Origin of the sequence: Streptomyces pyxinicus, assembly GCF_024753135.1 — a bacterium.
GTDB classification, from domain to species: Bacteria; Actinomycetota; Actinomycetes; order Streptomycetales; family Streptomycetaceae; genus Streptomyces; species Streptomyces pyxinicus.
Genome location: NZ_JANUGP010000020.1, coordinates 118,272 through 143,507, shown reverse-complemented (window position 1 = coordinate 143,507; position 25,236 = coordinate 118,272). Strand labels below are relative to the sequence as shown.

General features: G+C 72.9%; 23 protein-coding genes, 5 tRNA genes and 1 pseudogene. 19 read left to right on the top strand and 10 right to left on the bottom strand.

Translation table 11 applies throughout. The features are described 5' to 3' along the window. Nucleotides 1-147 precede the first annotated feature (147 nt). From NX794_RS24360 to NX794_RS24330, 7 genes are all read left to right on the top strand, one after another. Nucleotides 148-933, top strand: coding sequence for a fumarylacetoacetate hydrolase family protein (locus tag NX794_RS24360; protein ID WP_258780989.1), 786 nt, complete (start codon nucleotides 148-150; stop codon nucleotides 931-933). After that, nucleotides 926-2,410, top strand: coding sequence for a glutamate--tRNA ligase (gene gltX, locus NX794_RS24355; RefSeq protein WP_258780988.1), 1,485 nt, complete (start codon nucleotides 926-928; stop codon nucleotides 2,408-2,410). The genes NX794_RS24360 and gltX overlap by 8 nt, the downstream gene beginning before the upstream one ends. A 220-nt stretch (nucleotides 2,411-2,630) precedes the next feature. Next, nucleotides 2,631-2,702 (top strand) — tRNA-Gln (locus NX794_RS24350). Nucleotides 2,703-2,723: 21 nt separating this feature from the next. Next, nucleotides 2,724-2,796, top strand: a tRNA-Glu gene (locus tag NX794_RS24345). A gap of 29 nt (nucleotides 2,797-2,825) precedes the next feature. Beyond that, a tRNA-Glu gene (locus NX794_RS24340) sits at nucleotides 2,826-2,898 on the top strand. 20 nt (nucleotides 2,899-2,918) lie between these two features. Further along, nucleotides 2,919-2,990 (top strand) — tRNA-Gln (locus tag NX794_RS24335). Between the two features lie 28 nt (nucleotides 2,991-3,018). Continuing rightward, nucleotides 3,019-3,091, top strand: a tRNA-Glu gene (locus NX794_RS24330). Nucleotides 3,092-3,152: 61 nt separating this feature from the next. On the opposite strand, the gene NX794_RS24325 is transcribed toward NX794_RS24330, so the two are convergent. Further along, nucleotides 3,153-3,800 carry a MerR family transcriptional regulator gene (locus NX794_RS24325; protein ID WP_258780987.1) on the bottom strand — a complete coding sequence of 216 codons (648 nt, stop codon included), beginning with the start codon at nucleotides 3,798-3,800 and terminating at the stop codon, nucleotides 3,153-3,155. A gap of 112 nt (nucleotides 3,801-3,912) precedes the next feature. Here NX794_RS24325 and NX794_RS24320 point away from each other — a divergent pair, with 112 nt between their 5' ends. After that, nucleotides 3,913-4,398, top strand: a complete 486-nt coding sequence (locus NX794_RS24320; protein WP_258780986.1) for a DUF4188 domain-containing protein — start codon at nucleotides 3,913-3,915, stop codon at nucleotides 4,396-4,398. Between the two features lie 173 nt (nucleotides 4,399-4,571). Here NX794_RS24320 and ndgR read toward each other — a convergent pair whose 3' ends face one another. After that, entirely contained in the window at nucleotides 4,572-5,288 is a 717-nt protein-coding gene (gene ndgR / locus NX794_RS24315) for an IclR family transcriptional regulator NdgR (protein ID WP_258780985.1), read from the bottom strand. A 203-nt stretch (nucleotides 5,289-5,491) separates the two neighbouring features. Between ndgR and leuC the strand changes: the two genes are divergently transcribed. The 4 genes from leuC (at nucleotide 5,492) to NX794_RS24295 (ending at nucleotide 8,812) form a co-directional block, all read left to right on the top strand. Beyond that, nucleotides 5,492-6,922 (top strand): 3-isopropylmalate dehydratase large subunit, encoded by a 1,431-nt coding sequence (gene leuC, locus NX794_RS24310; RefSeq protein WP_258780983.1) that lies wholly within the window; start codon nucleotides 5,492-5,494, stop codon nucleotides 6,920-6,922. Nucleotides 6,923-6,928: 6 nt separating this feature from the next. Then, entirely contained in the window at nucleotides 6,929-7,522 is a 594-nt protein-coding gene (gene leuD, locus NX794_RS24305; RefSeq protein ID WP_258780982.1) for a 3-isopropylmalate dehydratase small subunit, read from the top strand. Nucleotides 7,523-7,797: 275 nt separating this feature from the next. Then, a complete protein-coding gene (locus tag NX794_RS24300) occupies nucleotides 7,798-8,028 on the top strand; it encodes an SCO5555 family protein (RefSeq protein ID WP_258780980.1) in 231 nt (76 codons plus the stop codon). A gap of 136 nt (nucleotides 8,029-8,164) precedes the next feature. Beyond that, a complete protein-coding gene (locus NX794_RS24295; RefSeq protein WP_258780978.1) occupies nucleotides 8,165-8,812 on the top strand; it encodes an HU family DNA-binding protein in 648 nt (215 codons plus the stop codon). A gap of 104 nt (nucleotides 8,813-8,916) precedes the next feature. On the opposite strand, the gene NX794_RS24290 is transcribed toward NX794_RS24295, so the two are convergent. Further along, nucleotides 8,917-9,120, bottom strand: coding sequence for a hypothetical protein (locus NX794_RS24290; RefSeq protein WP_258780976.1), 204 nt, complete (start codon nucleotides 9,118-9,120; stop codon nucleotides 8,917-8,919). A gap of 50 nt (nucleotides 9,121-9,170) precedes the next feature. After that, nucleotides 9,171-9,809, bottom strand: coding sequence for a 2-phospho-L-lactate guanylyltransferase (gene cofC / locus NX794_RS24285; RefSeq protein ID WP_258780975.1), 639 nt, complete (start codon nucleotides 9,807-9,809; stop codon nucleotides 9,171-9,173). Between the two features lie 155 nt (nucleotides 9,810-9,964). Between cofC and NX794_RS24280 the strand changes: the two genes are divergently transcribed. Genes NX794_RS24280 through NX794_RS24270 form a run of 3 tightly spaced genes read left to right on the top strand, consistent with a single transcriptional unit; the run spans nucleotide 9,965 to nucleotide 12,953 of the window. Then, entirely contained in the window at nucleotides 9,965-10,729 is a 765-nt protein-coding gene (locus NX794_RS24280) for a lysophospholipid acyltransferase family protein (RefSeq protein ID WP_258780973.1), read from the top strand. Then, entirely contained in the window at nucleotides 10,726-11,736 is a 1,011-nt protein-coding gene (locus NX794_RS24275; protein ID WP_258780972.1) for an NAD(P)H-dependent glycerol-3-phosphate dehydrogenase, read from the top strand. Before NX794_RS24280 ends, NX794_RS24275 begins: the two co-directional genes overlap by 4 nt. Nucleotides 11,737-11,795: 59 nt before the next feature. Next, nucleotides 11,796-12,953, top strand: a complete 1,158-nt coding sequence (locus NX794_RS24270; RefSeq protein WP_258780971.1) for a D-alanine--D-alanine ligase family protein — start codon at nucleotides 11,796-11,798, stop codon at nucleotides 12,951-12,953. Nucleotides 12,954-12,969: 16 nt separating this feature from the next. Here the strand turns inward: NX794_RS24270 and NX794_RS24265 are convergent, their stop codons facing one another. Genes NX794_RS24265 through NX794_RS24255 form a run of 3 tightly spaced genes read right to left on the bottom strand, consistent with a single transcriptional unit; the run spans nucleotide 12,970 to nucleotide 14,034 of the window. Beyond that, nucleotides 12,970-13,488, bottom strand: a complete 519-nt coding sequence (locus NX794_RS24265) for a DUF3515 domain-containing protein (RefSeq protein WP_258780969.1) — start codon at nucleotides 13,486-13,488, stop codon at nucleotides 12,970-12,972. A gap of 20 nt (nucleotides 13,489-13,508) precedes the next feature. Next, on the bottom strand, nucleotides 13,509-13,742 hold the full coding sequence (locus tag NX794_RS24260) for an Lrp/AsnC family transcriptional regulator (RefSeq protein ID WP_019328745.1): 234 nt from the start codon (nucleotides 13,740-13,742) through the stop codon (nucleotides 13,509-13,511). Between the two features lie 25 nt (nucleotides 13,743-13,767). Next, nucleotides 13,768-14,034, bottom strand: a complete 267-nt coding sequence (locus NX794_RS24255; protein ID WP_258780967.1) for a hypothetical protein — start codon at nucleotides 14,032-14,034, stop codon at nucleotides 13,768-13,770. Between NX794_RS24255 and NX794_RS24250 the strand changes: the two genes are divergently transcribed. Beyond that, a complete protein-coding gene (locus NX794_RS24250) occupies nucleotides 14,033-14,998 on the top strand; it encodes a thiamine-phosphate kinase (protein ID WP_258780965.1) in 966 nt (321 codons plus the stop codon). The genes NX794_RS24255 and NX794_RS24250 overlap by 2 nt on opposite strands. Beyond that, complete coding sequence (thiD, locus tag NX794_RS24245) at nucleotides 14,995-15,792, top strand: bifunctional hydroxymethylpyrimidine kinase/phosphomethylpyrimidine kinase (protein ID WP_258780963.1); 798 nt, start codon at nucleotides 14,995-14,997, stop codon at nucleotides 15,790-15,792. The genes NX794_RS24250 and thiD overlap by 4 nt, the downstream gene beginning before the upstream one ends. 93 nt (nucleotides 15,793-15,885) lie before the next feature. On the opposite strand, the gene rpmB is transcribed toward thiD, so the two are convergent. Then, complete coding sequence (rpmB, locus tag NX794_RS24240) at nucleotides 15,886-16,071, bottom strand: 50S ribosomal protein L28 (RefSeq protein ID WP_009190838.1); 186 nt, start codon at nucleotides 16,069-16,071, stop codon at nucleotides 15,886-15,888. 250 nt (nucleotides 16,072-16,321) lie between these two features. Between rpmB and NX794_RS24235 the strand changes: the two genes are divergently transcribed. Next, nucleotides 16,322-18,004, top strand: coding sequence for a DAK2 domain-containing protein (locus NX794_RS24235; protein ID WP_258780962.1), 1,683 nt, complete (start codon nucleotides 16,322-16,324; stop codon nucleotides 18,002-18,004). A gap of 13 nt (nucleotides 18,005-18,017) precedes the next feature. On the opposite strand, the gene NX794_RS24230 is transcribed toward NX794_RS24235, so the two are convergent. Beyond that, entirely contained in the window at nucleotides 18,018-20,978 is a 2,961-nt protein-coding gene (locus tag NX794_RS24230; protein ID WP_258780961.1) for a tetratricopeptide repeat protein, read from the bottom strand. Beyond that, nucleotides 20,978-22,802: pseudogene (locus tag NX794_RS24225) on the bottom strand (HSP90 family protein). The gene NX794_RS24230 and the pseudogene NX794_RS24225 overlap by 1 nt, the downstream one beginning before the upstream one ends. 199 nt (nucleotides 22,803-23,001) lie before the next feature. Between NX794_RS24225 and recG the strand changes: the two are divergent. After that, the gene (recG, locus tag NX794_RS24220) at nucleotides 23,002-25,230 is read left to right on the top strand and encodes an ATP-dependent DNA helicase RecG (RefSeq protein ID WP_258780959.1); all 2,229 of its coding nucleotides are present in this window, start codon (nucleotides 23,002-23,004) and stop codon (nucleotides 25,228-25,230) included. Nucleotides 25,231-25,236: the final 6 nt, after the last annotated feature.

Sequence of the window (25,236 nt, the reverse complement as noted above, 5' to 3'; positions counted from 1 at the left end):
CGGCGGTGACCTTCCCGGCCGTACGCGTACCCGGGCGCCGCCGCGGTAGTCGCCCCCTCGCTGACCAGGACATACGGGCCCCGCGCCACCCGACCGGTTAACCTGAGGCGTCAGTACGCCGGTTCTCATGAGGGGCGCGAGCATCCCGTGCGCATCGCCAGGTTCTCCATCGACGGGAACGTCGCCTTCGGCGCGGTCGAGGGCGACAAGCAGGACGAACTCGTCCTCGACATCATCAAGGGCATCCCCTTCGCGGACCACGAACTCTCCGGTACGAAGGTCCCGCTGTCCAAGGTCAGGCTGCTCCCGCCGGTCCTGCCCAACAAGGTCGTGGCGTTCGGCCGCAACTACGCCGACCATGCCCGCGAGCTGGGCAACGAGGTCCCGGACGCCCCCTTCGCCTTCTTCAAGCCCTCCACCTCCGTGGTCGGCCCGGGTGACGAGATCCAGTACCCGCCGTTCTCGCAGGACCTGCACCACGAGGCCGAGCTGGCCGTCGTGATCGGCCGCATGTGCCGCGAGGTGCCGCGCGAGCGGGTCAAGGACGTGATCTTCGGCTACACCTGCGCCAACGACGTCACCGCGCGTGACGTGCAGCGGCGCGAGAAGCAGTGGGCCCGCGCCAAGGGCTTCGACAGCTCCTGCCCGCTCGGCCCCTGGGTGGAGACCGACCTCGACCTCGCCCGCGCGAACGACCTGACCGTCCAGCTCACCGTCAACGGCGAGCAGCGGCAGCTCGGCCGCACCAGCGAGATGATCCACCCCATCGAGGACCTGATCGTCAACATCTCCGAGGCCATGACCCTGCTGCCCGGCGACGTCATCCTCACCGGCACCCCCGCGGGGGTCGGCCCCCTGCACGTCGGCGACGAGGTCGCCGTCACCATCGAAGGCATCGGCACTCTCACCAACAAGGTTGTCAAGCGTGGCTAGCGCACCCGGCACTCCCGTACGCGTCCGTTTCTGTCCCTCGCCCACCGGTAACCCGCACGTCGGCCTGGTCCGCACCGCCCTGTTCAACTGGGCGTTCGCCCGGCACCACCAGGGCACGCTGGTCTTCCGTATCGAGGACACCGACGCGGCCCGCGACTCCGAGGAGTCCTACCAGCAGCTCCTCGACGCGATGCGCTGGCTCGGCTTCGACTGGGACGAGGGCCCCGAGATCGGCGGCCCGCACGCGCCGTACCGGCAGTCCCAGCGCATGGACCTCTACGCCGACGTCGCCGCCAAGCTCCTCGACGGCGGGTACGCGTACCACTGCTACTGCTCCCAGGACGAGCTGGACACCCGCCGCGAGGCCGCCCGGGCCGCCGGCAAGCCCTCCGGCTACGACGGCCACTGCCGCGAGCTGAGCGCCGAGCAGGTCGAGCGGTACCAGGCCGAGGGCCGCGCCCCGATCGTCCGCTTCCGGATGCCGGACGAGACGATCACCTTCACCGATCTGGTCCGCGGCGAGCTGACCTTCACCCCGGAGAACGTGCCGGACTACGGCATCGTCCGCGCGAACGGCGCCCCGCTGTACACGCTGGTCAACCCGGTGGACGACGCGCTGATGGAGATCACGCACGTGCTGCGCGGCGAGGACCTGCTCTCCTCCACCCCGCGGCAGATCGCCCTCTACAAGGCGCTGACCGAGCTGGGCATCGCCAAGGCGACCCCGGCCTTCGGCCACCTGCCCTACGTGATGGGCGAGGGCAACAAGAAGCTCTCCAAGCGCGACCCGCAGTCCTCGCTGAACCTCTACCGCGAGCGCGGCTTCCTGCCCGAGGGCCTGCTCAACTACCTGTCCCTGCTCGGCTGGTCGCTCTCGGCCGACCAGGACATCTTCTCGGTCGAGGAGATGGTCGCGGCCTTCGACATCGCCGACGTGAACCCCAACCCGGCCCGCTTCGACCTGAAGAAGTGCGAGGCGATCAACGCCGACCACATCCGGATGCTCGACGTGAAGGACTTCACCGAGCGCTGCCGGCCGTGGCTGAGGGCCCCGTTCGCGCCCTGGGCGCCGGAGGACTTCGACGAGGCCAAATGGGAGGCCGTCGCCCCGCACGCCCAGACCCGCCTGAAGGTGCTCTCCGAGATCACCGACAACGTCGACTTCCTGTTCCTCGCGGAGCCGGTCTTCGACGAGGCGAGCTGGACGAAGGCGATGAAGGAGGGCAGCGACGCCCTGCTGCGCACGGCCCGCGAGAAGCTGGAGGCCGCGGACTGGACCTCGGCCGAGTCCCTCAAGGAGGCCGTCCTGGCCGCCGGCGAGGCGCACGGCCTCAAGCTCGGCAAGGCCCAGGCCCCGGTCCGGGTGGCCGTCACCGGCCGCACGGTCGGTCTGCCGCTCTTCGAGTCCCTGGAGATCCTGGGCCGCGAGAAGACGCTCGCGCGGATCGACGCGGCCCTGGCCAGGCTCGCCGCCTGACCCATCTGTCCCACCGAGGGGGCGGTGTCCGGATCTCCGGGTGCCGCCCCCTCGCCGTACGGCCCCCTCGCGCGGCCCGCCGACCGGCCGCGCGCATACCCGTTTTGGAGCCCCGTCCACCTTCGGGTAATGTTCTTCCTGCGCCGAGGGGAGCGGGCCGAAAGGCCGGAACCCGGAGGAGCGAACTAGAACGAGAACCCCGCAGGGGCTTGAGTTCCAGTGGCCTATGGTGTAATTGGCAGCACGACTGATTCTGGTTCAGTTAGTCTTGGTTCGAGTCCAGGTAGGCCAGCTCGCAGAGCTTATCTGCAAAGCCCCCGTTGTGTAGCGGCCTAGCACGCTGCCCTCTCAAGGCAGTAGCGCCGGTTCGAATCCGGTCGGGGGTACTGATCCTGATCATGTCGGGATCGCTAGGGCCCCCGTTGTGTAGCGGCCTAGCACGCCGCCCTCTCAAGGCGGTAGCGCCGGTTCGAATCCGGTCGGGGGTACGACTGGTCTAAACCATCATTGGTCTATGGTGTAATTGGCAGCACGACTGATTCTGGTTCAGTTAGTCTTGGTTCGAGTCCAGGTAGACCAGCTCGGACCTGCGGAAACGCAGTGTCCACGCCCCCGTTGTGTAGCGGCCTAGCACGCCGCCCTCTCAAGGCGGTAGCGCCGGTTCGAATCCGGTCGGGGGTACTCGATCGAAAGGGCCCTCCTCGCGGAGGGCCCTTTCGCGTGTCCGGCCTCTGGACCGGGGTCACTGCCCCGCGAACCGCCGGCGCGCCTCCTCGCCCTGCGCGAGCCGCCGTAGCCCGAGCAGCACCGGCTCGTACAGCACGGTCAGCGCCACGGCCGCCTCCACCTGCTCCTCGGGCGCGTACCGCTCCACCAGGTCCAGGTCGTCGACGGCGAGCCGCTCCATGCCGCGGGCGTACGGCTCCAAGTCGGCCGCCGAGCAGGGGTATCCGAGCCGCGCGAGCGTGGTGATCGCGGTCACGAGCATCTCGTACGGGGGCGCCACGGGGGCGACCCCGTCGCCGCCTCGGTGGCTCCAGCCGAGGTGTTCGAGCAGCTCGTCGGCGGTGCGGCGGGCGGACGCGGTGACGGGGTCGGCGTCGTCGGGCGCGGGGCCGTGCGGCAGGGACCACACCGCCGTGCCGAGGCGCTCGCTCCAGCCCAGCTCCTCGTCCCGCAGGGCGGTGAGCACCTCCTTGGCCGAGCTGACCGGGACCCGCCCCACCTGGATCAGCGCCCGCACCAGACGCAGGCGCCGCAGGTGCTCCTCGTCGTACTCGGCCTGCGTGGCCGTGATCCGCCGGCCCGGGGGCAGCAGCCCCTCCCGCAGGTAGTACTTGATCGTGGCCGCGGAGACCCCGCTGCGCTCACTCAGTTCCGCCAGTCGCATCCGGTCTCCCGGTCCCTTCCCTCTTGCGCCCCGCTTTGGAGAGTGCAACTATCCAATCATGGATAGCGCCGCTATCCGATGAGTCGGAGCTACCGGAGGACTGGGGGAGTCGATGGGTACCAGGCTGAGGGAAGGACGCGTGACCGACGCGCACGAGGGGGACATGGTCGTGTTCCTGATCGGCATGCGGATCAACAGCTACGCGGCGGTGCGCAGTTGGGTGCCGGTCGCGCGGGCGATGCGACCGATGCTCGCGGAGCTGACCCGGGACGCGGACAGCGGGCTGCTCGGGTACAAGACGCTGCGCTGCGGGATACGCGAGGTGTACGTCGTCCAGTACTGGGAGTCGAAGGAGAAACTCCTCGCCTACACCTCCGACCCCGGGCGCCACCACCGCCCGGCCTGGGCCGCGTTCAACCGGCGGCTGCGGCAGGGGAGGGGCCGAGTGGGCATCTGGCACGAGACGTACGCCGTACCGGCCGGTGCGCACGAGTCCATCTACGTGAACATGCCCGAGTACGGCCTGGGCGCCGCCACCGGCGTGATCCCGGTGGCCCGCCGCGGCGAGCGTGCCGGCGAGCGGCTGCGGGCCGTCTGACGCGCCGGAGGTCCCTTGGGGGCGGGCCCGGGTCCCGGGCTGCCGCCTGGGGGCCGGCCGGGGTGGGGCTCGGGTGCCGGTGGTTCGGTGTCGGGTGCGGGTGCGTCGTGGTTTCTCGCGCGGTTCCCCGCGCCCCTGGTTCCCGTGGGGCCTCTTTGAAGGGTGGGCGGGGGTCAGCCGGTGCGGCGCAGGGCCTCCGAGAGGCGGCCGGCGGCGTCGATGACCGCCTGGGCGTGCATGCGGCCCGGGTGGCGGGTCAGGCGCTCGATGGGGCCGGAGACCGAGACGGCGGCCACGACGCGGTTGGAGGGGCCCCGGACGGGTGCCGAGACGGACGCGACGCCCGGCTCGCGCTCGCCGATGGACTGGGCCCAGCCGCGCCGCCGTACGCCCGACAGGGCCGTCGCCGTGAAGCGGGCGCCCTGCAGGCCCCGGTGCAGCCGCTCGGGCTCCTCCCAGGCCATGAGGATCTGCGCCGAGGAGCCGGCCTTCATGGTGAGCGTGGAGCCGACCGGGACGGTGTCCCGCAGTCCGGACAGGCGCTCCGCCGCGGCCACACAGATCCGCATGTCGCCCTGCCGGCGGTAGAGCTGCGCGCTCTCGCCGGTGACATCACGGAGGTGGGTGAGCACGGGGCCCGCCGTGGCCAGCAGGCGGTCCTCGCCGGCGGCCGCCGCGAGTTCCGAAAGGCGCGGGCCGAGGATGAACCGGCCCTGCATGTCGCGCGCCACCATGCGGTGGTGTTCCAGGGCCACGGCCAGGCGGTGGGCCGTGGGTCTTGCCAGTCCGGTGGCCCCGACCAGACCCGCGAGGGTGGCCGGACCCGACTCCAGAGCGCTCAGGACGAGGGCCGCCTTGTCCAGAACGCCGACGCCGCTACTGTTGTCCATGCAACGATACTTGCGTCTCACTCTGTGAAACGCAAGTTCAATTTTCCGTGGAACGCGCCACCCTGGAAGCAGACAGCGGCCCGCGACCAACGGGCCCGGCGGTGGACGCCCGGAATCACCACTCCAAGGGCCCTGTAAGGGAACGCCGCTTCCTCAAGATCTCTAGTTGGGCCGGTGCACGTCTGCCGGCCGGAGGGAAAGCGATGGGTAGGACACTCGCGGAGAAGGTCTGGGACGACCATGTCGTCCGGCGCGCCCAGGGCGAGCCCGATCTCCTCTTCATCGATCTGCACCTGCTGCACGAGGTGACCAGCCCGCAGGCCTTCGACGGGCTGCGCAAGGACGGCCGCCGGGTGCGCCGCCTCGACCTCACCATCGCGACCGAGGACCACAACACCCCGACCCTCGACATCGACAAGCCCATCGCCGACCCGGTCTCCCGCGCCCAGCTGGAGACGCTGCGCAAGAACTGCGCCGAGTTCGGCGTGCGCCTGCACCCGCTGGGCGACGTCGAGCAGGGCGTCGTGCACGTCGTCGGCCCCCAGCTCGGCCTGACCCAGCCCGGCACCACCGTGGTCTGCGGCGACTCCCACACCTCCACGCACGGCGCGTTCGGCGCGCTCGCGTTCGGCATCGGCACCTCCCAGGTCGAGCACGTGCTGGCCACCCAGACGCTGCCGATGGCCCGCCCGAAGACCATGGCGATCACCGTGGACGGCGAGCTGCCCGACGGCGTCACCGCCAAGGACCTGATCCTGGCCATCATCGCGAAGATCGGCACCGGCGGCGGCCAGGGCTACGTCCTGGAGTACCGCGGCCCCGCCATCGAGAAGCTCTCGATGGAGGCGCGGATGACCATCTGCAACATGTCCATCGAGGCCGGTGCCCGCGCGGGCATGATCGCCCCCGACGAGACCACCTTCGCCTACCTCAAGGGCCGCCCGCACGCCCCCGAGGGCGCCGACTGGGACGCGGCGGTCGCGTACTGGCGCACCCTGCGCACCGACGACGACGCGGTCTTCGACGCCGAGGTCGTCATCGACGCCGCCGCGCTGTCCCCGTTCGTCACCTGGGGCACCAACCCCGGCCAGGGCGCGCCGCTTTCGGCGTCCGTCCCCGACCCGGCTTCGTACGAAGACGCTTCGGAGCGCTTCGCCGCCGAAAAGGCCCTGGAGTACATGGGGTTGGAGGCCGGCCAGCCGCTGCGCGCCATCACCGTGGACACCGTCTTCGTAGGCTCCTGCACCAACGGCCGCATCGAGGACCTGCGCGCCGCGGCGGACGTCGTCCGGGGCCGCAAAGTCGCCGACGGCGTACGGATGCTGGTCGTCCCCGGCTCCGCGCGGGTCGGTCTCCAGGCCGTCTCCGAGGGCCTGGACGTGGTCTTCAAGGACGCCGGCGCCGAGTGGCGGCACGCGGGCTGTTCGATGTGTCTCGGCATGAACCCCGACCAGCTGGCCCCGGGCGAGCGCTCCGCCTCCACCTCCAACCGCAACTTCGAGGGGCGGCAGGGCAAGGGCGGCCGTACGCACCTGGTGTCACCGCAGGTCGCGGCGGCCACCGCCGTCCTGGGCCACCTGGCCTCCCCGGCCGACCTGTCCGACGCCGCCACCCGCACGCCCGCTGGAGTCTGATCAGCCATGGAAGCCTTCACCACGCACACCGGCCGGGCCGTCCCGCTGCGCCGCAGCAACGTCGACACCGACCAGATCATCCCTGCTCACTGGCTCAAGAAGGTCACCCGGGACGGCTTCGAGGACGGGCTTTTCGAGGCCTGGCGCAAGGACCCGGAGTTCGTGCTCAACCGCCCCGAGCGGCAGGGCGCCACGGTCCTGGTGGCCGGCCCCGACTTCGGCACCGGCTCCTCCCGCGAGCACGCCGTCTGGGCGCTCCAGAACTACGGCTTCAAGACCGTGATCTCCTCCCGCTTCGCGGACATCTTCCGGGGCAACTCGCTGAAGAACGGCCTGCTCACGGTGGTCCTGGAGCAGAAGACCGTGGACGCGCTGTGGGAGCTGACCGAGGCCGACCCCACGGCCGAGGTCACGGTGGACCTCGAAGCGCGCGAGGTACGCGCCGCGGGCGTCACCGCCGCCTTCGAGCTGGACGAGAACTCCCGCTGGCGGCTGCTGAACGGCCTGGACGACATCTCCCTCACGCTCCGGAACGAGGACGACATCGCCGCCTACGAGGCGCGGCGGCCGTCCCACAAGCCGCGCACCCTCCAGACCTGAGCCACCGGCCGCCCCCGACCCCCGGTGGGTCGGGTTTCGGCCACCCCGACACCCTCTCCGTACCCCCGATCGCCCCGATCGGGGGTACGGCCGTGTCTGCACCCGAACGGCCCTGCGACACCCTCCCCTCACGCTCAACTCGGCCTGTTGGCAGGGCTGTTGTCCGGGTACATGAGTACGGTGTTGGGCCCCTCCGCAAGGGCCTGGAAGGCCATTCGAGGCGGTAGTTGCCCCCTGCGCAGGCGACAACTCGCCCCAGATGGCACAATCTGTGCATGGGACACGACGGCCAACTCCAGCTGTACACGGCGGTCGCGAACCAGCTCAAGGAAGCGCACACAAGGGTGCGCGCACTGCAAGTCCCGGAGGGCGTACGGATGGCGCTGACCCGGAAGCTGCTGGTCATTACGGCCGCGGCCAAGCACGATCTCGCCGGTGCGGCACGGCGGCTCGCGCGATTCACCGCGGACCTCGACGAGGGTCGGATCCCCGAAGAGGACCGCTGAAGAGCCCGAGACCACCGAATCCGTTGCGGCACAAGGGTGATAAGCCCGTTTCGTGTTTGATTTGCGGTATATATCTGCCTAACGTGCGAAAACGCTTGAACAGATTCGTTCTGGCGATGTCTCCGAAGGGGAAGACGTGAACAAGGCGCAGCTCGTAGAAACGATTGCCGACAAGATGGGCGGCCGCCAGCAGGCCGCCGACGCCGTCGACGCGGTCCTGGACGCCATCGTCCGCGCCGTCGTCGCGGGCGACCGGGTCTCGGTCACCGGCTTCGGTTCCTTCGAGAAGGTGGACCGCCCCGCCCGCTACGCCCGCAACCCCCAGACGGGCGAGCGGGTTCGGGTCAAGAAGACCTCCGTGCCGCGCTTCCGCGCCGGTCAGGGCTTCAAGGACCTGGTCAGCGGCTCGAAGAAGCTCCCCCGCGGTGGCGAGGTGTCGGTGAAGAAGGCGCCCAAGGGCAGCCTGACCGGCGGCGCTTCCGCGACGGTCAAGAAGGCCGCCGCGAAGAAGACCACCAAGGCCGCCGCCAAGAAGACCACGGCGAAGAAGGCCACCCCGGCGAAGAAGACCACGGCCACCGCCAAGAAGGCCGCGGCCAAGAAGGCGCCCGCCAAGAAGACCACGGCGACCGCCAAGACCACCGCAGCGAAGAAGACCACCGCCACCAAGGCGACGGCGAAGAAGGCCCCGGCGAAGAAGGCCACCGCCAAGAAGGCGCCGGCCAAGAAGTCGACGGCCCGCAAGACCACCGCGAAGAAGGCCACCGCCCGCAAGGCGTCGTAACGCCGCCGGGTACAGGGCACTCACGCGCCGGGCCGGACTCCCTCGGGAGCCCGGCCCGCGGCGTGTGCGCGGGCGGTTACCGGGTCTGCGTCAAAGGGTCCGTGTCACAGGGTCCCCAAGGTGACCAGGGTGATCCGCCGGCCCTCGCCGGCGCCCTCGGTCTCGATCCGCACCCGCTGCCCGGGGCGCAGCAGTCGCAGCCCGCCGGCGTCGAACGCGGCGGCGTCGAAGGGCACGGGAGTTCCGTCGTCGAGGAGCACCTGCCCGCTGCGGGTCGCCTCGTCGTAGGTGTATGCGGTGGCCTGCATGCCGGCCAGCGTAATGTCTTTCACGGTACCCGCGGTCGCCGCGAGCCGCGTCAGGCGCCCGGGATCAGCAGGCCCCGGGCCGCGGCGGTCGTATACGGCCCGACGCCGAGTGACAGGGCCGCCCGCAGATCCTCGCCCGTGTCCACGTCCTGGCGCACGGATTCCACCCCGGCGAGCCGGAGTTCGACCGCGCCCGAGGCCTGGTGCCGGGCCCGGGAATCGAGGCCGAAAGCCGGACGCAATTCCCGCTCGGGGCCGGCCGCGAGCAGTGTCGTGCCGAGGCTTGCCGCGTCCGCGAGAAAAGCCCGCGGAAAGGCGCTCGCCGCCGCCAGCACGCGCGCGAGTTCGGCCGGGCGAAGGGCCGGGAGATCGGCGTTGAGCGCCGCCACCGGAGCGTCCGGGCGCCGTTCCCGCGCGGCCGTCGTGCCGTGCTCCAGCGCCGCGTTCAGGCCGCCCCCCGGCGGGTCCGGGACGATCCGCGCGCCCAGCGCCGCGAGTTCCCGCCGCGCCGTCGCGTCGTCCGTGACGACCACCACATCCGCCACTCCCGTACAGGTCAGCGCCGCCGCCACCGTGTCCTGCGCGAACGCCAGGGCCAGTGCCGGGCGCACTCCGTCCGCCGCGGTGTCCGCGAGCCTGCTCTTGGCCCGTGCCAGGGGCTTCAGGGGGATGACCAAGGTCCACTGCACCGGCGTACCGTCCCTCTCTCGTCACGGTCATTGTCACCCGGGGCGTCCGGCGACCAGGTGACGGGCGGGCGTACGGTGTTCTCGACAGACCGGCGGTCCGGAGCCACACTTGTGCGGCCCCCGCCCGGGTGGCAGTCCCGAAGGAAGGTGTCCTTGTGCCCCGCCGCAGAATCGGCTTCTGGTACCGCTTCGCCGCGGTGATCTGCAAACCGCCACTGGTGGTTCTGATCAAGCGGGACTGGCGTGGAATGGAGCACATTCCGGCCGAGGGTGGATTTATCACCGTGGTGAACCACAATTCACATGTGGACCCCTTCGCGTACGCGCACTATCAGTACAACACCGGCCGTGTTCCGCGATTCCTGGCCAAGAGCGGCCTTTTCAAGAAGGGATTCGTCGGCGCCGCCATGCGGGGCACCGGACAGATCCCGGTCTACCGCGAGAGCACCGACGCGCTGAGCGCCTTCCGCGCCGCCATCGACGCCGTGGAGCGCGGCGAGTGCGTCGCGTTCTACCCCGAGGGCACCCTGACCCGGGACCCGGACGGCTGGCCCATGACCGGCAAGACCGGTGCCGCCCGCGTGGCCCTCCAGACCAGGTGCCCGGTCATCCCGGTCGCCCAGTGGGGCGCCAACGAACTGCTGCCGCCGTACGCCAGGAAGCCCGACCTCTTCCCGCGCAAGACGCACCGTGTCCTCGCGGGACCGCCGGTGGACCTCTCCCGCTTCTACGGCAAGGAGATGACCCCGGACGTGCTCAGGGAGGCCACCGAGGTCATCATGGCGGCCATCACCCGCCAGCTGGAGCTCGTCCGCGGCGAGAAGGCGCCCGCGAGGGCCTACGACCCGCGCCGCGAGCGCATCGAACAGCGCCGCCGCACCCAGGCGCAGACCGGCAAGGAACAGGAGACCGGCACGTGAGCAAGCCTGTCCGGGCGGCCGTCATGGGCACCGGCTCATGGGGCACCGCCTTCGGCATGGTCCTGGCCGACGCGGGCTGCGAGGTGACCCTGTGGGCCCGCCGGCCGGAGCCGGTCGAGGCGGTCAACTCCACCCGCACCAACCCCGACTACCTCCCCGGCGTCGAACTCCCGCGCAACCTGCGGGCCACCGCGGACGCCGCCGAGGCGCTCGCGGACGCCGACTTCACCGTGCTCGCCGTCCCCTCCCAGACCCTGCGCGCCAACCTCGCCGAGTGGCTGCCGCTGCTCGCGCCGGACACGGTGCTGGTCTCCCTGATGAAGGGCGTCGAACTCGGCTCCGCCATGCGGATGAGCGAGGTCGTCGAGGACGTCGCCAAGGTCGGCGCCGAGCGGATCGCCGTGGTCACCGGGCCCAACCTGGCCCGCGAGATCGCCGCGCGGATGCCGGCCGCCGCCGTGGTGGCCTGCGCCGACGAAACCGTCGCCCAGCGCCTCCAGACCGCCTGCCACACGCCGTACTTCCGGCCGTACACCGAGACCGACGTGGTCGGCTGCGAGCTGGGCGGTGCCGTCAAGAACGTCATCGGGCTGGCCGTCGGCATCGCGGACGGCATGGGGCTCGGCGACAACGCCAAGGGCTCGCTCATCACCCGGGGTCTCGCCGAGACCGCCCGGCTCGGCGTGGTGCTCGGCGCCGACCCGCTAACCTTCTCGGGACTCGCCGGGCTCGGCGACCTGGTGGCCACCTGCTCCTCGCCGCTGTCGCGCAACCACACCTTCGGCACCAACCTCGGCAAGGGCATGACCCTGGAGGAGACCATCGCGGTCACCCGGCAGACCGCCGAGGGCGTCAAGTCCTGCGAGTCGGTGGCGGATCTGGCCCGCCGGCACGGCGTGGAGATGCCGATCACCGAGACGGTCGTCGACATCGTGCACGAGGGCAAGCCGCCGGTGGTCGCCCTCAAGGAACTGATGTCGCGCAGCGCGAAGCCCGAACGACGCTGAGCGACGCCACTGGTCCAACGCTTACTCACGGCACTACCTCCGGGTACGCTCATCGCGATATGAGCACCGAGAACCTCCCCCAGAGCCCCGAGCAGCAGGCCCGCAAGCCGCGCGTGGCCGTCGTGTTCGGCGGCCGCAGCTCCGAGCACGGCATCTCCGCGGTGACGGCCGGCGCCGTCCTGAACGCGATCGACCGGACCACGTACGACGTGCTGCCGATCGGCATCACCCGGGAAGGCCGCTGGGTGCTGACGGCCGACGAACCGGAGCGGATGGCCATCGCCGACCGCCGTACCCCCGAGGTCGCGGACCTGGCCGAGTCCACCGAGGGCGGCGTGGTGCTCCCCGTCGACCCGGGCAACCGCGAGGTCGTCTACAGCGAGCCCGGCTCGGTGCCCAAGGCGCTCGGCGAGGTCGACGTGGTCTTCCCGGTGCTGCACGGGCCGTACGGCGAGGACGGCACCCTGCAGGGCCTGCTGGAGCTGTCCGGGGTGCCGTACGTGGGCTCGGGTGTGCTCGCCTCGGCCGTGGGCCAGGACAAGGAGTACATGAAGCGGGTCTTCACCTCCTTCGGCCTCAAGGTCGGCCCCTACCTGGTGATCCGGCCCCGCGAGTGGGAGCAGGACGAGTCCGCCGCCCGCAAGCGGATCGTGGACTTCGCCGGGGAGCACGGCTGGCCGCTGTTCGTGAAGCCCGCGCGCGCGGGTTCCTCCATCGGCATCACCAAGATCGACGACCTGTCCGCCCTGGACGACGCGATCGCCGAGGCGCGGGCGCACGACCCGAAGATCCTGATCGAGGCGGCCATCCGCGGCCGGGAGATCGAGTGCGGCGTCCTGGAGTTCGAGGACGGCCCGCGCGCCTCCGTCCCGGCCGAGATCCCGCCGCCGGACGCGCACGCCTACTACGACTTCGAGGCCAAGTACATCGACTCCACGCCCGGCATCGTGCCGGCGCCGCTCACCGACGAGGAGACCGCCGAGGTGCGGCGGCTCGCGGTCGAGGCGTTCGACGCGGCCTCCTGCGAGGGCCTGGTCCGCGCGGACTTCTTCCTCACCGAGGACGGCGAGTTCGTCATCAACGAGATCAACACCATGCCCGGCTTCACGCCGATCTCGATGTACCCGCAGATGTGGGCGGCCACCGGCGTCGCCTACCCGGAGCTGATCGACCGGCTGGTGCGGGCCGCGCTGCGCCGCTCCACGGGGCTGCGCTGACCTCGGCGTCCCGCGGTCACCGCATGGAGGCGATCCCCTCGGGGATCGCCTTCTTCACGGCCGGCGCCAGCCCGGTGAGCACCCCGGTGCCCTCCTCCTGCGCCGACCTGCCCTTCGGCAGGCTGACCTCGACGTACGCCTCACGGTTCGCGGTGGTGAACCGCCAGGTTCCGTCGCCCTGCTTCTCCATCAGCCAGTCGACGCCGTTCACCCCGCCCGCGACCGCGTCCGGGTCGCTCCCCTCGGCCACCTTCGGGTCGATCATCTTCGGGGGCCGGCTGACACCGCAGCGCAGTATGATCGCCGGGTTTCCCCAGCCCGCCGTGTAGGCGGACCGGGGTTCGGGGTCGTCGCGGCCGTGTCCGTCGAGCGTGCGCGGCAGCACCCGGTGCAGGTCCCGGCACTCCTTCGCCGTCTTCGCGTCGGGGCTGGGGACCGCCACCGAGGCGCTGTCACTCGTCGAGGCGCAGCCCGCGACCGCGACGAGCAGCGGGGGCGCGAGCAGGACGAGCAGCCGGTGGCGGGAGAAGTTCACCGGCCAAGCGTAGACGGGGGCTACAGGTGCACGACCGGACAGGTCAGGGTGCGGGTGATGCCGTCCACCTGCTGGACCTTGGCGACCACCATGCGGCCGAGTTCGTCGACCGTGTCGGACTGGGCGCGGACGATGACGTCGTAGGGTCCCGTCACGTCCTCGGCCTGGATCACTCCAGGAATCTTGCTGATGGTCTCGGCGACGGTCGACGCCTTGCCGACCTCCGTCTGGATCAGGATGTACGCCTGTACCACGGAACCTCCAGGGCGGCCACGAGGATCATGTGGGGAAAAGGAACGCCACGGTATCGCGTCGCCGCTCCCCGCGGGGAGACCTGCGGGAACCGGGCTTGCGCGCCAGGGTGCGGGCACGACGGAAGTTGACGGCCACCTCGGCCATGACGACGGCCACCTCGGCCGTCACGACGGCCACCTCGATCACGATGACGGCCATCCCGACCGCGACGACCGTCCCCTCGACCGTATCGGGGACACTGATGACGCGCGACCGGGCAGGGCAAGGCAGAGAAGGGGAGTCCAGGGACATGAAGGGCACTGTTGGTGAGCTCGGGGAGTTCGGGCTCATCAGGGAGCTCACCTCCCGTCTCACCACCACTCCGGCGGTCCGGGTCGGCCCCGGCGACGACGCCGCCGTGGTGGCCGCGCCCGACCGCCGGGTGGTGGCGAGCACCGACATCCTGCTGGAGGGCCGGCACTTCCGCCGCGACTGGTCCACGGCCTACGACGTGGGCCGCAAGGCGGCGGCCCAGAACCTCGCCGACATCGCCGCCATGGGCGCCGTGCCGACCGCGCTGCTGCTCGGCCTGGTCGTCCCGGCCGAACTGCCGGTCACCTGGCCGAGCGAGCTGATGGACGGCCTGCGCGACGAGTGCCAGGTCGCCGGCGCCTCCGTGGTCGGCGGGGACGTCGTACGCGGCGACACCATCACGGTGTCGATCACCGCGCTCGGCGACCTGCGCAACCAGGAGCCGGTGACCCGGGCCGGCGCCCAGCCCGGCGACCTGGTGGCCGTCACCGGCTGGCTGGGCTGGTCCGCGGCCGGATTCGCGGTGCTCTCCCGGGGCTTCCGCTCGCCGCGCGCCTTCGTGGAGGCCCACCGCCGCCCCGAACCGCCGTACCACGCCGGCCCGGCCGCGGCGGCGCTCGGCGCGACCGCGATGTGCGACGTGAGCGACGGACTGATCGCCGACCTCGGGCACATCGCCGAGTCCAGCAAGGTCCGCATCGACATCCGGTCCGGCACCATCGACATCCCGACCCAAATGAACGACATCGGGCAGGCCGTCGGCGTCGACCCGCTGCAATGGGTGCTCAGCGGGGGAGAGGACCACGCGATCGTGGCGACCTTCCCGCCGGACACCAAGCTGCCCGCCCGCTGGAAGGTGATCGGCGAGGTGCTCAACCCCTCGGCGCTGCCCCAGGTGACCGTCGACGGCGCGCCCTGGACCAGCAAGGGCGGCTGGGACCACTTCGGAGACATCGAGTCATGATTCCCCCGCGCGTACTGACCGTGGCCGGCTCCGACTCCGGCGGCGGCGCCGGGATCCAGGCCGACCTGAAGACCATGCTGGCGCTCGGCGTGCACGGCATGAGCGTGATCACGGCCGTGACCGCGCAGAACTCGCTGGGCGTGCAGGGCGCCTGGGAGCTGCCCGTGGCGGCGGTGCGCGCCCAGTACCGCAGCGTGGTGGACGACATCGGTGTGCAGGCCGTGAAGACCGGCATGCTGGCCTCGGCCGAACTGGTCGAGGCGGTCGCCGAGTTGATCTCCGGCACGGACGCGCCCGCCGTGGTCGACCCGGTGGGTGTTTCCAAGCACGGGGACCCGCTGCTCGCCGCGTCCGCGCTGGACTCGGTCCGCACCAGGCTGCTGCCGGCGGCGACCGTGGCCACCCCGAACCTGGACGAGGTGGTCCAGCTCACCGGGGTCCGGGTCGGCGCCGAGGACGATCTGCGCCGGGCCGCCGCGGCCGTGCTGGCCTACGGGCCGCGCTGGGTGCTGATCAAGGGCGGCCATCTGCCCGGGGAGGCCGTGGACCTGCTCACGGACGGCTCCGCCGAGCACTGGCTGCGTGCCCCGCGCCACGACAACCGGCACACCCACGGCACCGGCTGCACCCTCGCCTCCGCGATCGCCTCGGGACTGGCGAAGGGGCGGTCCGTGCCGGAGGCCGTCATCGCGGCCAAGGAGTACGTCACCGGGGCCATCGCGGCCGGGTTCGCGCTCGGCGGCGGGATCGGCCCGGTGGATCACGGGTGGCGCTTCCGGGAGATCCGGGAGTGAGACCAGGGGACGGACATGGCAAGAAGCCGGCCCACCCGAGGGTGGACCGGCTCCGTGCAGCGAACCAGCAGTGGCCGCGCGCTTAGCTGTGCGTCAGCGCGAGACCTTGCCGGCCTTGATGCACGAGGTGCAAGCGTTCACGCGCTTCGGCGTCCCGCCGACCACGGTACGCACACGCTGGATGTTCGGGTTCCAGCGGCGGGACGTACGGCGGTGCGAAAACGAGATGTTGTTGCCGAAGCCCGGCCCCTTGCCGCAGACGTCGCAGTTGGCAGCCACGGGTCACTCCAAAGACTTCAGATGCACTTACGGTTGATCCCGGCATGCCGGGATCATGATCCGAGGATCTGAGTGGCGTTGCCAGGGGAATGGCCCGATCGGATCGGGCAACCGGAGCAGCATACAACGACTGCTCCCGTACAGCGAAACTACCATGGCAGCTCAGGACCCCGTTCCCGTCCCTCGTCCGGTGTGCGCCGGACCGGGGTCTACGCTGCGTCCCACGTCCAGCCGGTCCAGGGAGGCGCAGGTGGCGCAGGTGCCGCAGACATTCCTCGATGCTCTCGCGGTGCGCACCTGGTGCGGTCTCGCGCTGCGGGCACTGGGGGGCGCCCGCGAGGAGATCGACGCGATCAACGTCTATCCGGTGGCCGACGGCGACACCGGGACGAACCTCTATCTGACGCTGGAGTCGGCGGTGACGGCCGTGGAGGCGGTCTTCGCCGGGTACGGCACGGGGACGGACGAGCCGTCCCTCGCGGACACCGTGCGCGCCATGGCCCACGGGGCGCTGATCGGGGCCCGGGGCAACTCCGGGACGATCCTGGCGCAGCTGCTGCGGGGCATGGCCCAGGTGCTCGCCGACGACGCCGACGACACCGGCCGTGCCGCGCCCGGCATCGACGGTACGACGCTGCGGCGGGCGCTGCGCAGGGCCGCCGACTCCGCCCGGGGGGCCGTGGCCCACCCCGTCGAGGGCACGGTGCTGACGGTGGCCGCCGCCGCGGCGGACGCCGCCGAGGGGGCCGAGGGCGACTGCGGGACCGTGGCGCGGGCGGCGTACGAGGGGGCGTGCGCCGCTCTCGCCGCCACTCCGGGGCAGCTGGCCGCGCTGGCGCGCGCCGGGGTGGTCGACGCGGGCGGGCGGGGCCTGGTGGCGGTGCTGGGAGCCCTGGTGGAGGCGTGCACGGGGGAGACGCCGGCCGCCGTCTCCGGTGCCCCCTCCGGTTCCGGACCGCACGCGCGCGTGGCCGGCGCCGAGCCCGCCCCGTGCGCCGACGGCAGCGCGGCCGAGGGGCCCGCGTTCGAGGTGATCTACCTCCTGGAGGCCGAGGACGCGGCCGTGACCCGGCTGCGCACCCGCCTCGACGCGCTCGGCGACTCCCTGGTGGTGGTCGGCGGCGACGGACTGTGGAACGTCCATGTGCACGTGGACGACGCGGGCGCCGCCGTGGAGGCGGGCGTGGAGGCCGGGCGGCCGTACCGGATCAGGATCACGCACTTCGGGCTCGGCGACGTCCACACCGGCGGCCGGCCCCCGCGCGAGCGCGTCCAGCGGGCCGTCGTCGCCGTCGTACCCGGCGAGGGCCTGGCCGGTCTGTACGGCGAGGCCGGCGCGACCACCGTCCTCGCGCGCCCGGGGGAGCCGCCCGCCAGCGGGGAGCTGGTGGAGGCGGTACGGCGGGCCCACGCGCGCGAGGTCGTGCTGCTGCCCAACGACGCCGAGCTGCGGCACACGGCCGCCGCCGCCGCCGAGCAGGCCAGGACCGAGGGCATCCGGGTGGCGCTGATCCCGACCCGCTCGGCGGTCCAGGGCATCGCCGCGCTGGCCGTGCACGAGCCGGAGCGCCGGTTCGACGAGGACGTGGTCCAGATGACCTCGGCGGCGGGCGCCACCCGGTACGCCGAGGTCGTCGTCGCCGAACGCCAGTCCTGGACGTCGGCCGGCATCTGCCAGGCCGGGGACGTGCTGGGCCTGATCGACGGGGACGTGGCGGTGATCGGCCCCGACCTCACCGCCACCGCCGAGCGGCTGCTCGACCGCATGCTCCGGGCCGGCGGCGAGCTGGTCACCCTGGTCGTCGGCGACGAGGCACCCGGGACCGTCGCCGGGCACCTGGAGGCCCGGGTACGGGAGTCCTACCTCGCCGTGGACACGGTGGTGTACCAGGGCGGCCGGCAGGGGGTGCCGCTGCTCATCGGCGTGGAGTGACGCGGGTCGAGCCTCAGCCCGGCTCGCCCGTCTCCGCCGCCCGCAGCAGTCGCGTGGCCTCGGCCCTTCTGGCTCCGGCCGGTTCCTCGCCGTCCCCGGCGGCGTCGTAGGCCGCGAGCACGGCACGCGCGCGTGCCGCCGCCTCGGTGGGGCGGCCGAGGTCGGCTGCCAGGCGGCCGGCGGCGAGTTCGGCGCCGGTACGGTCGTGCAGCCCTTCGGCGCCGAGCGCGGCGAACAGCTCCGCCGCGCGGTCCAGCTGGGTGAGGGCCGCCTCGGACGCGTCCCGGTCCGGTCCGGCCTCGGACACCTCCGCCGCGTCCCGGTCCGGTTCGCTCTCGGGAGCCTCCGTCGCTGAGCGGATCAGCAGGTCGCCGAACTGGCGGTGGGTGTGGGCCAGTTCCGCCGTCAGCTCCTCCCGGGTCACCCGGTCCGCAGCGTCCCGCCGCGCCTCCTCGCACGCGTGCACCGCGTCCGACATCAGGTGCCGCGCGGCGTCCGCCCCCGACTCGCCGTCCAGCGCCAGCCAGGCCCGCGCGCGCAGGGCGCGGACGAGGAACCGCTGGTTGCCGAGCGCCCGCCACAGCTCGCCCGCGCGCGCGTAGGCCCGGTCAGCCTCCTCGGTCAGCCCCGCCCGGCCGAGCGATTCGGCGGCCAGGTGCGCGAGCGTGGCGTGGTCCTGCTGCTCGGGCCAGTGCCGGGCGAGGTCGGCGGCCCGCAGCCGCTGCTCGGCGGCCTCCCGGTGCTCGCCCAGCTCGTCCAGACAGTCCCCGAGCCACCAGCGGGCCTGGACGACGGCGCCGTCGCCGTGCGTCCCGGCGCTCAGGTCGGCCAGCGCCGACTCCAGCACCTCGGCGCCCTCCGCGTACCGCCCCTGGCGCAGCAGGAGGCCGCCGAGCTGCTGCCGGGCCCAGGCGCCCAGGGTGGGGCCCTCGCCGGCCTCGTCGGCCCAGTGCGCGGCCTCCAGCGCGTGCCGGGCCGCCTCCCCGGCCTCGCCCCGGGCGCCGATCACCTCGGCGAGCTGGAGGTGCAGCTGCGCCCGCCCGACCGGCTCCACGTACGGCCCGCCGTGCTCCAGAGCGGCCCGCAGCGCCCGCTCGGCGCCGGCCGCGTCCCCGGCCTGGTGGGCCAGGGCCGCGACCTGGACCTCGTACTCGACCGCGAACCACGGCAGCCCGGCGGCGACGTACGCGCGCGCGGAGCGCTCGAACAGTTCCGCGGCCCGCGCGGTGTCCCCCGCGAGCCCGGCCAGCTCGGCGAGCATCCCGTGCGCCTCGGCGGCCCGCGCCGCCAGCCGGATCTCGTCCCCGGTCCGCCCCTCGACCAGCGCCAGCACCTCGCGCACGGCACGCTCCGCCGCCGCGAGCGCCGCCCGCGCGGCCGGGCCCGCGGTGTCCTGGTGGACCCGCCGCATCAGGATCCGGGCCCGGCTGATCACCACGGACGCGGTCTGCCGTACGCCGGTGGCCTCGTCGGCGTACAGCGCGAGCACCTCGTCGTACAGGCCGCCGATCGCGGCCAGGGCCGCGTCCACCTCGCCACCGAGCGCGCGCACGTACGCGCCGCGCGCTCGGGCCGCCAGCGCCTCGCCGGGGTCGCCCGCCGCCGCGTACAGCACGGCCGCCCGCTCGAACAGCGCGACGCCCTCGGGGCCGCGGGCCATCGCCTCGTGGTCGGCGATCTCCGCGCGGTCGCGGGGCTCCAGTTCGGTGTCCCGCGCGGCCCGCGCGACGGCCGCCCAGGCCTCCAGGGCGTTCGGGCGCAGCGTGTCCGACTGCCGCCGGGCCTCCGCGAGCAGCGCGGCGAGACCGGGCGCCTCGGACGTCTCCGGCACCGAGGGCGCGGGCGGCGGGGGCGCCGGGCGCACCGAGCGCACGCCCAGCGGCAGGCGCTCCACCAGCGGGCGCTGCGCCACCCGCGCGCGGGTCCGGTCCCCGAGGTGCGAGGTGCCGTTGCGGCGGTCGAAGCGCCCCGCCAGCTCCGTGGCCTCCCCGCGCGCGTGGTCGGCCAGTTCGCGCGCCGTCCATGTCCGCCCGGCGGGCCCCGGCACCGGCTGCCCGCCGAGGCCCAGGGCGCACAGCCGGTCCGTCAGGAGGGTGACGGCGGCCAGGAACTCCAGCCGGCTGCGCGGCTGCCCGGTGTCCGTGAAGTACGCCGGGCGTTCCGCGAGCAGTTCGAGCCCCCGGGCCTCGTTGCCGGTCAGCGCGCAGAACTCCACGTGGTCCGCGTAGGCGCCCCGCATGCTCTCCATCGGCCGCACCAGCCGGAAGCCCCGCAGATGGTGGGCGCGGGCCTCCTCCGCGCGGCCCAGGCGCAGCAGCGGGGCCAGCGAGGAGGCCAGCACGGTGTGCGGCTCGTGCGCGCAGGTGTACGCGCCCTCCAGCACCGGCGCCCACAGCTCCAGCGCCTTGGCGTCCCGCCCGCACTCGGCCTGCCAGGCGCCCTGCGCCCGCAGCTCGCACGCGTGGCAGTCGGCCATCGCGTCCCGGTCGGCGGCCAGCCACGCGGTGTACGCCCGCTCGGCCCGCGCCCGGTCGCCGACGTGCGAGGCGACACTGAACTCGGCGGCGCGCACCGCCCGTTCGGAGTGCCCGGCGAGCCGGTAGCGGTGCTCCATCTCACCGAGCCACTTCTCGACCGAGGCCAGCGGGACGTGCGGCTGGTCCAGCATGCCCGCCGACATCCACTTGAAGACCCAGTGCAGCGAGTGCGTCTCGTACGCGTCGAAGTCCTCGGGCCGTTCGTCCCACAGGCGCAGCAGCCGTGCGAACGGGACGAACATCCTGTCCTTCTCCGAGCTGTAGTTGTAGACCTTCAGCTGGTGCCCGAGCGCCTCGACCACGGCGAGCGGGACCGCCAGCAGTTCGGCCTCGGCCAACAGCTGCTCCGCGCGCGCGTTGCGGGCCGGGCCCTCCGGCTGCCCGGCGTTCTCCGCCAGGGCCCGGCGCAGCGCGTCGACGTCCGTGATCTCACCCATCAGCGACCGTTCTCCCCATGCGTGGCCCACTCCAGCAGGCCGATGAACGCCCGGTTCAGCAGCGCCGAGTCGGCCGGCCGCAGCGGACGCTGCGCCATCAGCAGCGCCTGCCCGTACAGCGACTCCGTGGCGGTGCCGATCAGCTCCGGGTCCCGCAGTGCCCCGATCCGCCGGACCAGCGGGTTCAGGTGGTTGAGCACCAGCCGCGCGCGGGGCGCTGCCGCGCAGCGAGCCGAGGATGCCCGCCCACAGGTCGTCGGCCCGCTCCTCGGCGTCGGCCCGCGCCTGCTCGTGCCGCGCGGCCCGGTCGTCCAGGTGCAGCGCGGGCACGGACAGCGGGTGGAAGGCGCGCAGCACGACATCGCAGCCGAGCGGGTCCAGCCGGGCCCGCGCCGCCGCGAGGAAGCCCGACAGCGCCAGTTCCTCGGCCGCCTCCACCGCGTCCAGGTGCGCGGTCACGGTGTCCGCGTCCAGCTCGGCGACGACCGTGCCGGGGCGCACCCGGGGCAGCGCCTCGATCAGCTCGGTGTCGTAGGTGTAGCCGCCGTTGACGACCCCGACGCCCTGCGCCGAGGCGATCGGCGCGACCTGCCGGTACTCCTCGACGGTGCGGGTGAAGTGCACCACCGGGTGCCGCCGCGCGAACTCCTCCAGGGAGAGCTGCCCGTCGGTCGTCTCGAACGGCAGCCACGGCAGCATCGTGCGCAGCATGCCGCTGTCGTGCCGGGCGAGGGACTTCACCCCGAGGTGGTGCACCGCGAGGAAGGCGCCGAGCCGCTCCGGGTCGCCGGCGGCCAGCCCGGTCAGCCAGGACCTGATCCGCTCGCCGAGCGCCTCCCGGACGGCGGCCAGGGTCTCGTCCTCGTACAGCGACTCGCGCGACGCGGTCGGCCGCAGGCTGTCGGTGTCCAGCACGCAGCGCACGAAGAACGCCCAGTCCGGCAGGAGCTGTTCGGCCCGCTCGGTGAGCAGCATGCCCTTCAGGTGCACCCGGTGCGTGGCCCGCTGGGCGGGGCTCACCGCGGACGGCAGCACGTACGCCACCCCGCGGATGCCGGCCACCGGCAGGTCCAGGCCGATCGCGTCCAGCGGCGTGAACCCGAACAGCTCGTGGCAGTGCCGGGCCAGCGCCACCCGCCGGGCCGCGGGGCCCGGGTACGGCCGGTCCCAGGGCGCGGGCAGGTCGGTGACCGGTTCGCCGTCCACCCGGACGTCGTACGGCAGCAGCGAGCCGAAGTCCCGGGCGAGGGCGCGCACCCGCTCCGGTGCCAGCCACTCGGCCGCCCCGGACCGGGCGGTCAGGTACACGGTCGTACCGGGCTCGGGCCGCTCGGCGGCGGGCAGGGCGCGCACGGTGTACGACCCGTCGTCCCGGGCCGTCCACTCCACGGGCGGCGCGTCGGGCGTCCGGGCGCTGCGGCTGACCACCCGGATCCGCTCGGCGACCACGAAGCAGGCCAGCAGTCCGATGCCGAACTGCCCGAGGAACCCGGAGCGGGCCTCCTGGAGCCCCTCGGCCCGCTTGGAGCTGCGGCCGATGGTCGCCAGCAGGTCGTGCACGTCCGACTCGGTCAGACCGATGCCGGTGTCCTCGACGCGCAGGGCGCCGTCCGCCGCGTGCAGGCGCACCCGCGCGGGCGCGTCGGGGTGCAGGGCCCGCCGGGCGGTGACGGCGTCCACGGCGTTCTGGAGCAGTTCGCGCAGGTAGACCCGGGGACTGGAGTAGAGGTGATGGGAGAGCAGGTCGACCAGTCCGCGCAGGTCGACCTGGAAGCTGTGAGGTGGCTGGGACGGCTGGGGCGGCTGTGAGATCTGGGAGTCCATCGTCACTGCGCCGACGGGGGAGGGGTCGCGGCGCGGGGTCGGGCGGTCCCGGATCGGGCGGTGACCGCGAAGGGATGGCCGGAACGCGTCATCCTAGGCCGCAACAGCTCGCCTGACCAGGGGATTCGGGGATCCCGTCGGGAGACGGCGGCGAAACCGCGGGGCCGCGTCTGCGGCATTGTCAGTGCGGTGGTGTGCAATGGATCTCGTGCCCGCACTGGAAGAACCCCTGAAGCAGCCCCTGAAGTCAGTGCTCGGCCCCGCCACCGCGAAGGTGATGGCCGAGCACCTCGGCCTGCACACCGTCGGCGACCTCCTGCACCACTACCCGCGCAGATACGAGGAGCGCGGCCAGCTCACCCACCTCGCCGACCTCCCCCTGGACGAGCACGTCACGGTGGTCGCCCAGGTCGCCGACGCCCGTCTGCACAGCTTCGCCTCCGCCAAGGCCCCCCGGGGCAAGGGGCAGCGGCTGGAGGTCACGATCACCGACGGCAGCGGGCGGCTCCAGCTGGTCTTCTTCGGCAGCGGCGTGCACAAACCGCACAAGGACCTGCTGCCGGGCACCCGCGCGATGTTCGCCGGCAAGGTCTCCCTGTTCAACCGCCGCCTCCAACTCGCCCATCCGGCATACGAGTTGCTGCGCGGAGACGGCGAGGAGAGCGTCGAGACCTGGGCCGGCAGCCTGATCCCGATCTACCCGGCCACCGCCAAACTGGAGTCCTGGAAGATCGGCAAGGCGGTCCAGACCGTCCTGCCCAGCGCCCAGGAGGCCCTGGACCCGCTGCCGCCCGCCCTGTGCGAGGGCCGCGGCCTGCTCCCGCTCCCCGAGGCCCTGCACGGCATCCACCGCCCGCACACCAAGGCCGACATCGCCGCCGCCCGCGACCGCCTCAAGTGGGACGAGGCCTTCGTCCTCCAGGTCGCCCTGGCCCGCCGCCGCCACGCCGACGCCCAGCTCCCGGCCGTCCCCCGCCGCCCCTGCCCCGACGGCCTCCTCGCGGCCTTCGACGACCGGCTCCCCTTCACCCTCACCGACGGCCAGCGGAAGGTCTCCCGGGAGATCTTCGACGACCTGGCCACCGAGCACCCCATGCACCGCCTGCTCCAGGGCGAGGTCGGCTCCGGCAAGACGATGGTCGCCCTGCGCGCCATGCTCGCCGTCGTCGACGCCGGGGGACAGGCCGCGATGCTCGCCCCCACCGAGGTGCTGGCCCAGCAGCACCACCGGTCGGTCACCGAGATGATGGGCGAGCTGGCCGAGGGCGGCATGCTGGGCGGCGCCCCGCACGCCACCAAGGTGGTGCTGCTCACCGGCTCGATGGGCGCCGCCGCCCGCCGCCAGGCCCTGCTCGACCTGGTCACCGGCGAGGCCGGGATCGTGATCGGCACGCACGCGCTGATCGAGGACAAGGTGCGGTTCCACGACCTCGGCCTGGTCGTCGTGGACGAACAGCACCGCTTCGGCGTCGAACAGCGCGACGCCCTGCGCGGCAAGGGCAAACAGCCCCCGCACCTGCTCGTCATGACGGCCACCCCCATCCCGCGCACCGTCGCCATGACCGTCTTCGGCGACCTGGAGACCTCCGTCCTCGACCAGCTCCCGGCCGGCCGCTCCCCGATCGCCAGCCATGTCGTCCCCGCCGCCGACAAGCCCCACTTCCTGGCCCGCGCCTGGGAACGCGTCCGCGAGGAGGTCGGCAACGGCCACCAGGCGTACGTCGTCTGCCCCCGCATCGGCGACGAGGAGGACGGCTCCGGGAAGCCCGGCAAGCCCAGCGCGAAGAAGTCCGCCGAGGACGAGGCGGAGAAGCGGCCCCCGCTCGCCGTCCTCGACGTCGCCGACCACCTCGCCAAGGGCCCCCTGAAGGGCCTGCGGGTCGAGGTGCTGCACGGCCGTATGCACCCCGACGACAAGGACGCGGTCATGCGCCGCTTCGCCGCCGGCGAGGCCGACGTCCTGGTCGCCACCACGGTCATCGAGGTCGGCGTCAACGTCCCCAACGCCACCGCGATGGTCATCATGGACGCCGACCGCTTCGGCGTCTCCCAGCTCCACCAGCTGCGCGGCCGGGTCGGCCGCGGCTCGGCCGCCGGCCTCTGCCTCCTGGTCACCGAGATGCCCGAGGCCAGTGCCGCCCGCCAGCGCCTGAACGCCGTCGCCGCCACCCTCGACGGCTTCGAGCTGTCCCGTATCGACCTCGAACAGCGCCGCGAGGGCGACGTGCTGGGCCAGGCCCAGTCCGGCGCCCGCTCCAGCCTGCGCGTGCTCGTCGTCATCGAGGACGAGGAGGTCATCGCCGAGGCGAGACAGGAGGCGACGGCCGTCGTCGCGGCCGACCCCGACCTCACCGCCCTCCCCGCCCTGCGCACGGCCCTGGACGCCCTGCTGGACGACGAGCGCGAGCAGTACCTGGAGAAGGGCTGACACCGG

Bases quoted from the DNA above. Each gene is read 5' to 3' on its own strand.
- NX794_RS24325 (WP_258780987.1), bottom strand. From the start codon at position 3,800: ATGCGACTGGCGGAACTGAGTGAGCGCAGCGGGGTCTCCGCGGCCACG.
- NX794_RS24320 (WP_258780986.1), top strand. From the start codon at position 3,913: ATGGGTACCAGGCTGAGGGAAGGACGCGTGACCGACGCGCACGAGGGG.
- ndgR (WP_258780985.1), bottom strand. From the start codon at position 5,288: ATGGACAACAGTAGCGGCGTCGGCGTTCTGGACAAGGCGGCCCTCGTC.
- leuC (WP_258780983.1), top strand. From the start codon at position 5,492: ATGGGTAGGACACTCGCGGAGAAGGTCTGGGACGACCATGTCGTCCGG.
- leuD (WP_258780982.1), top strand. From the start codon at position 6,929: ATGGAAGCCTTCACCACGCACACCGGCCGGGCCGTCCCGCTGCGCCGC.
- NX794_RS24300 (WP_258780980.1), top strand. From the start codon at position 7,798: ATGGGACACGACGGCCAACTCCAGCTGTACACGGCGGTCGCGAACCAG.
- NX794_RS24290 (WP_258780976.1), bottom strand. From the start codon at position 9,120: ATGCAGGCCACCGCATACACCTACGACGAGGCGACCCGCAGCGGGCAG.
- NX794_RS24270 (WP_258780971.1), top strand. From the start codon at position 11,796: ATGAGCACCGAGAACCTCCCCCAGAGCCCCGAGCAGCAGGCCCGCAAG.
- NX794_RS24250 (WP_258780965.1), top strand. From the start codon at position 14,033: ATGAAGGGCACTGTTGGTGAGCTCGGGGAGTTCGGGCTCATCAGGGAG.
- NX794_RS24255 (WP_258780967.1), bottom strand. From the start codon at position 14,034: ATGTCCCTGGACTCCCCTTCTCTGCCTTGCCCTGCCCGGTCGCGCGTC.
- thiD (WP_258780963.1), top strand. From the start codon at position 14,995: ATGATTCCCCCGCGCGTACTGACCGTGGCCGGCTCCGACTCCGGCGGC.
- NX794_RS24230 (WP_258780961.1), bottom strand. From the start codon at position 20,978: ATGGGTGAGATCACGGACGTCGACGCGCTGCGCCGGGCCCTGGCGGAG.
- recG (WP_258780959.1), top strand. From the start codon at position 23,002: ATGGATCTCGTGCCCGCACTGGAAGAACCCCTGAAGCAGCCCCTGAAG.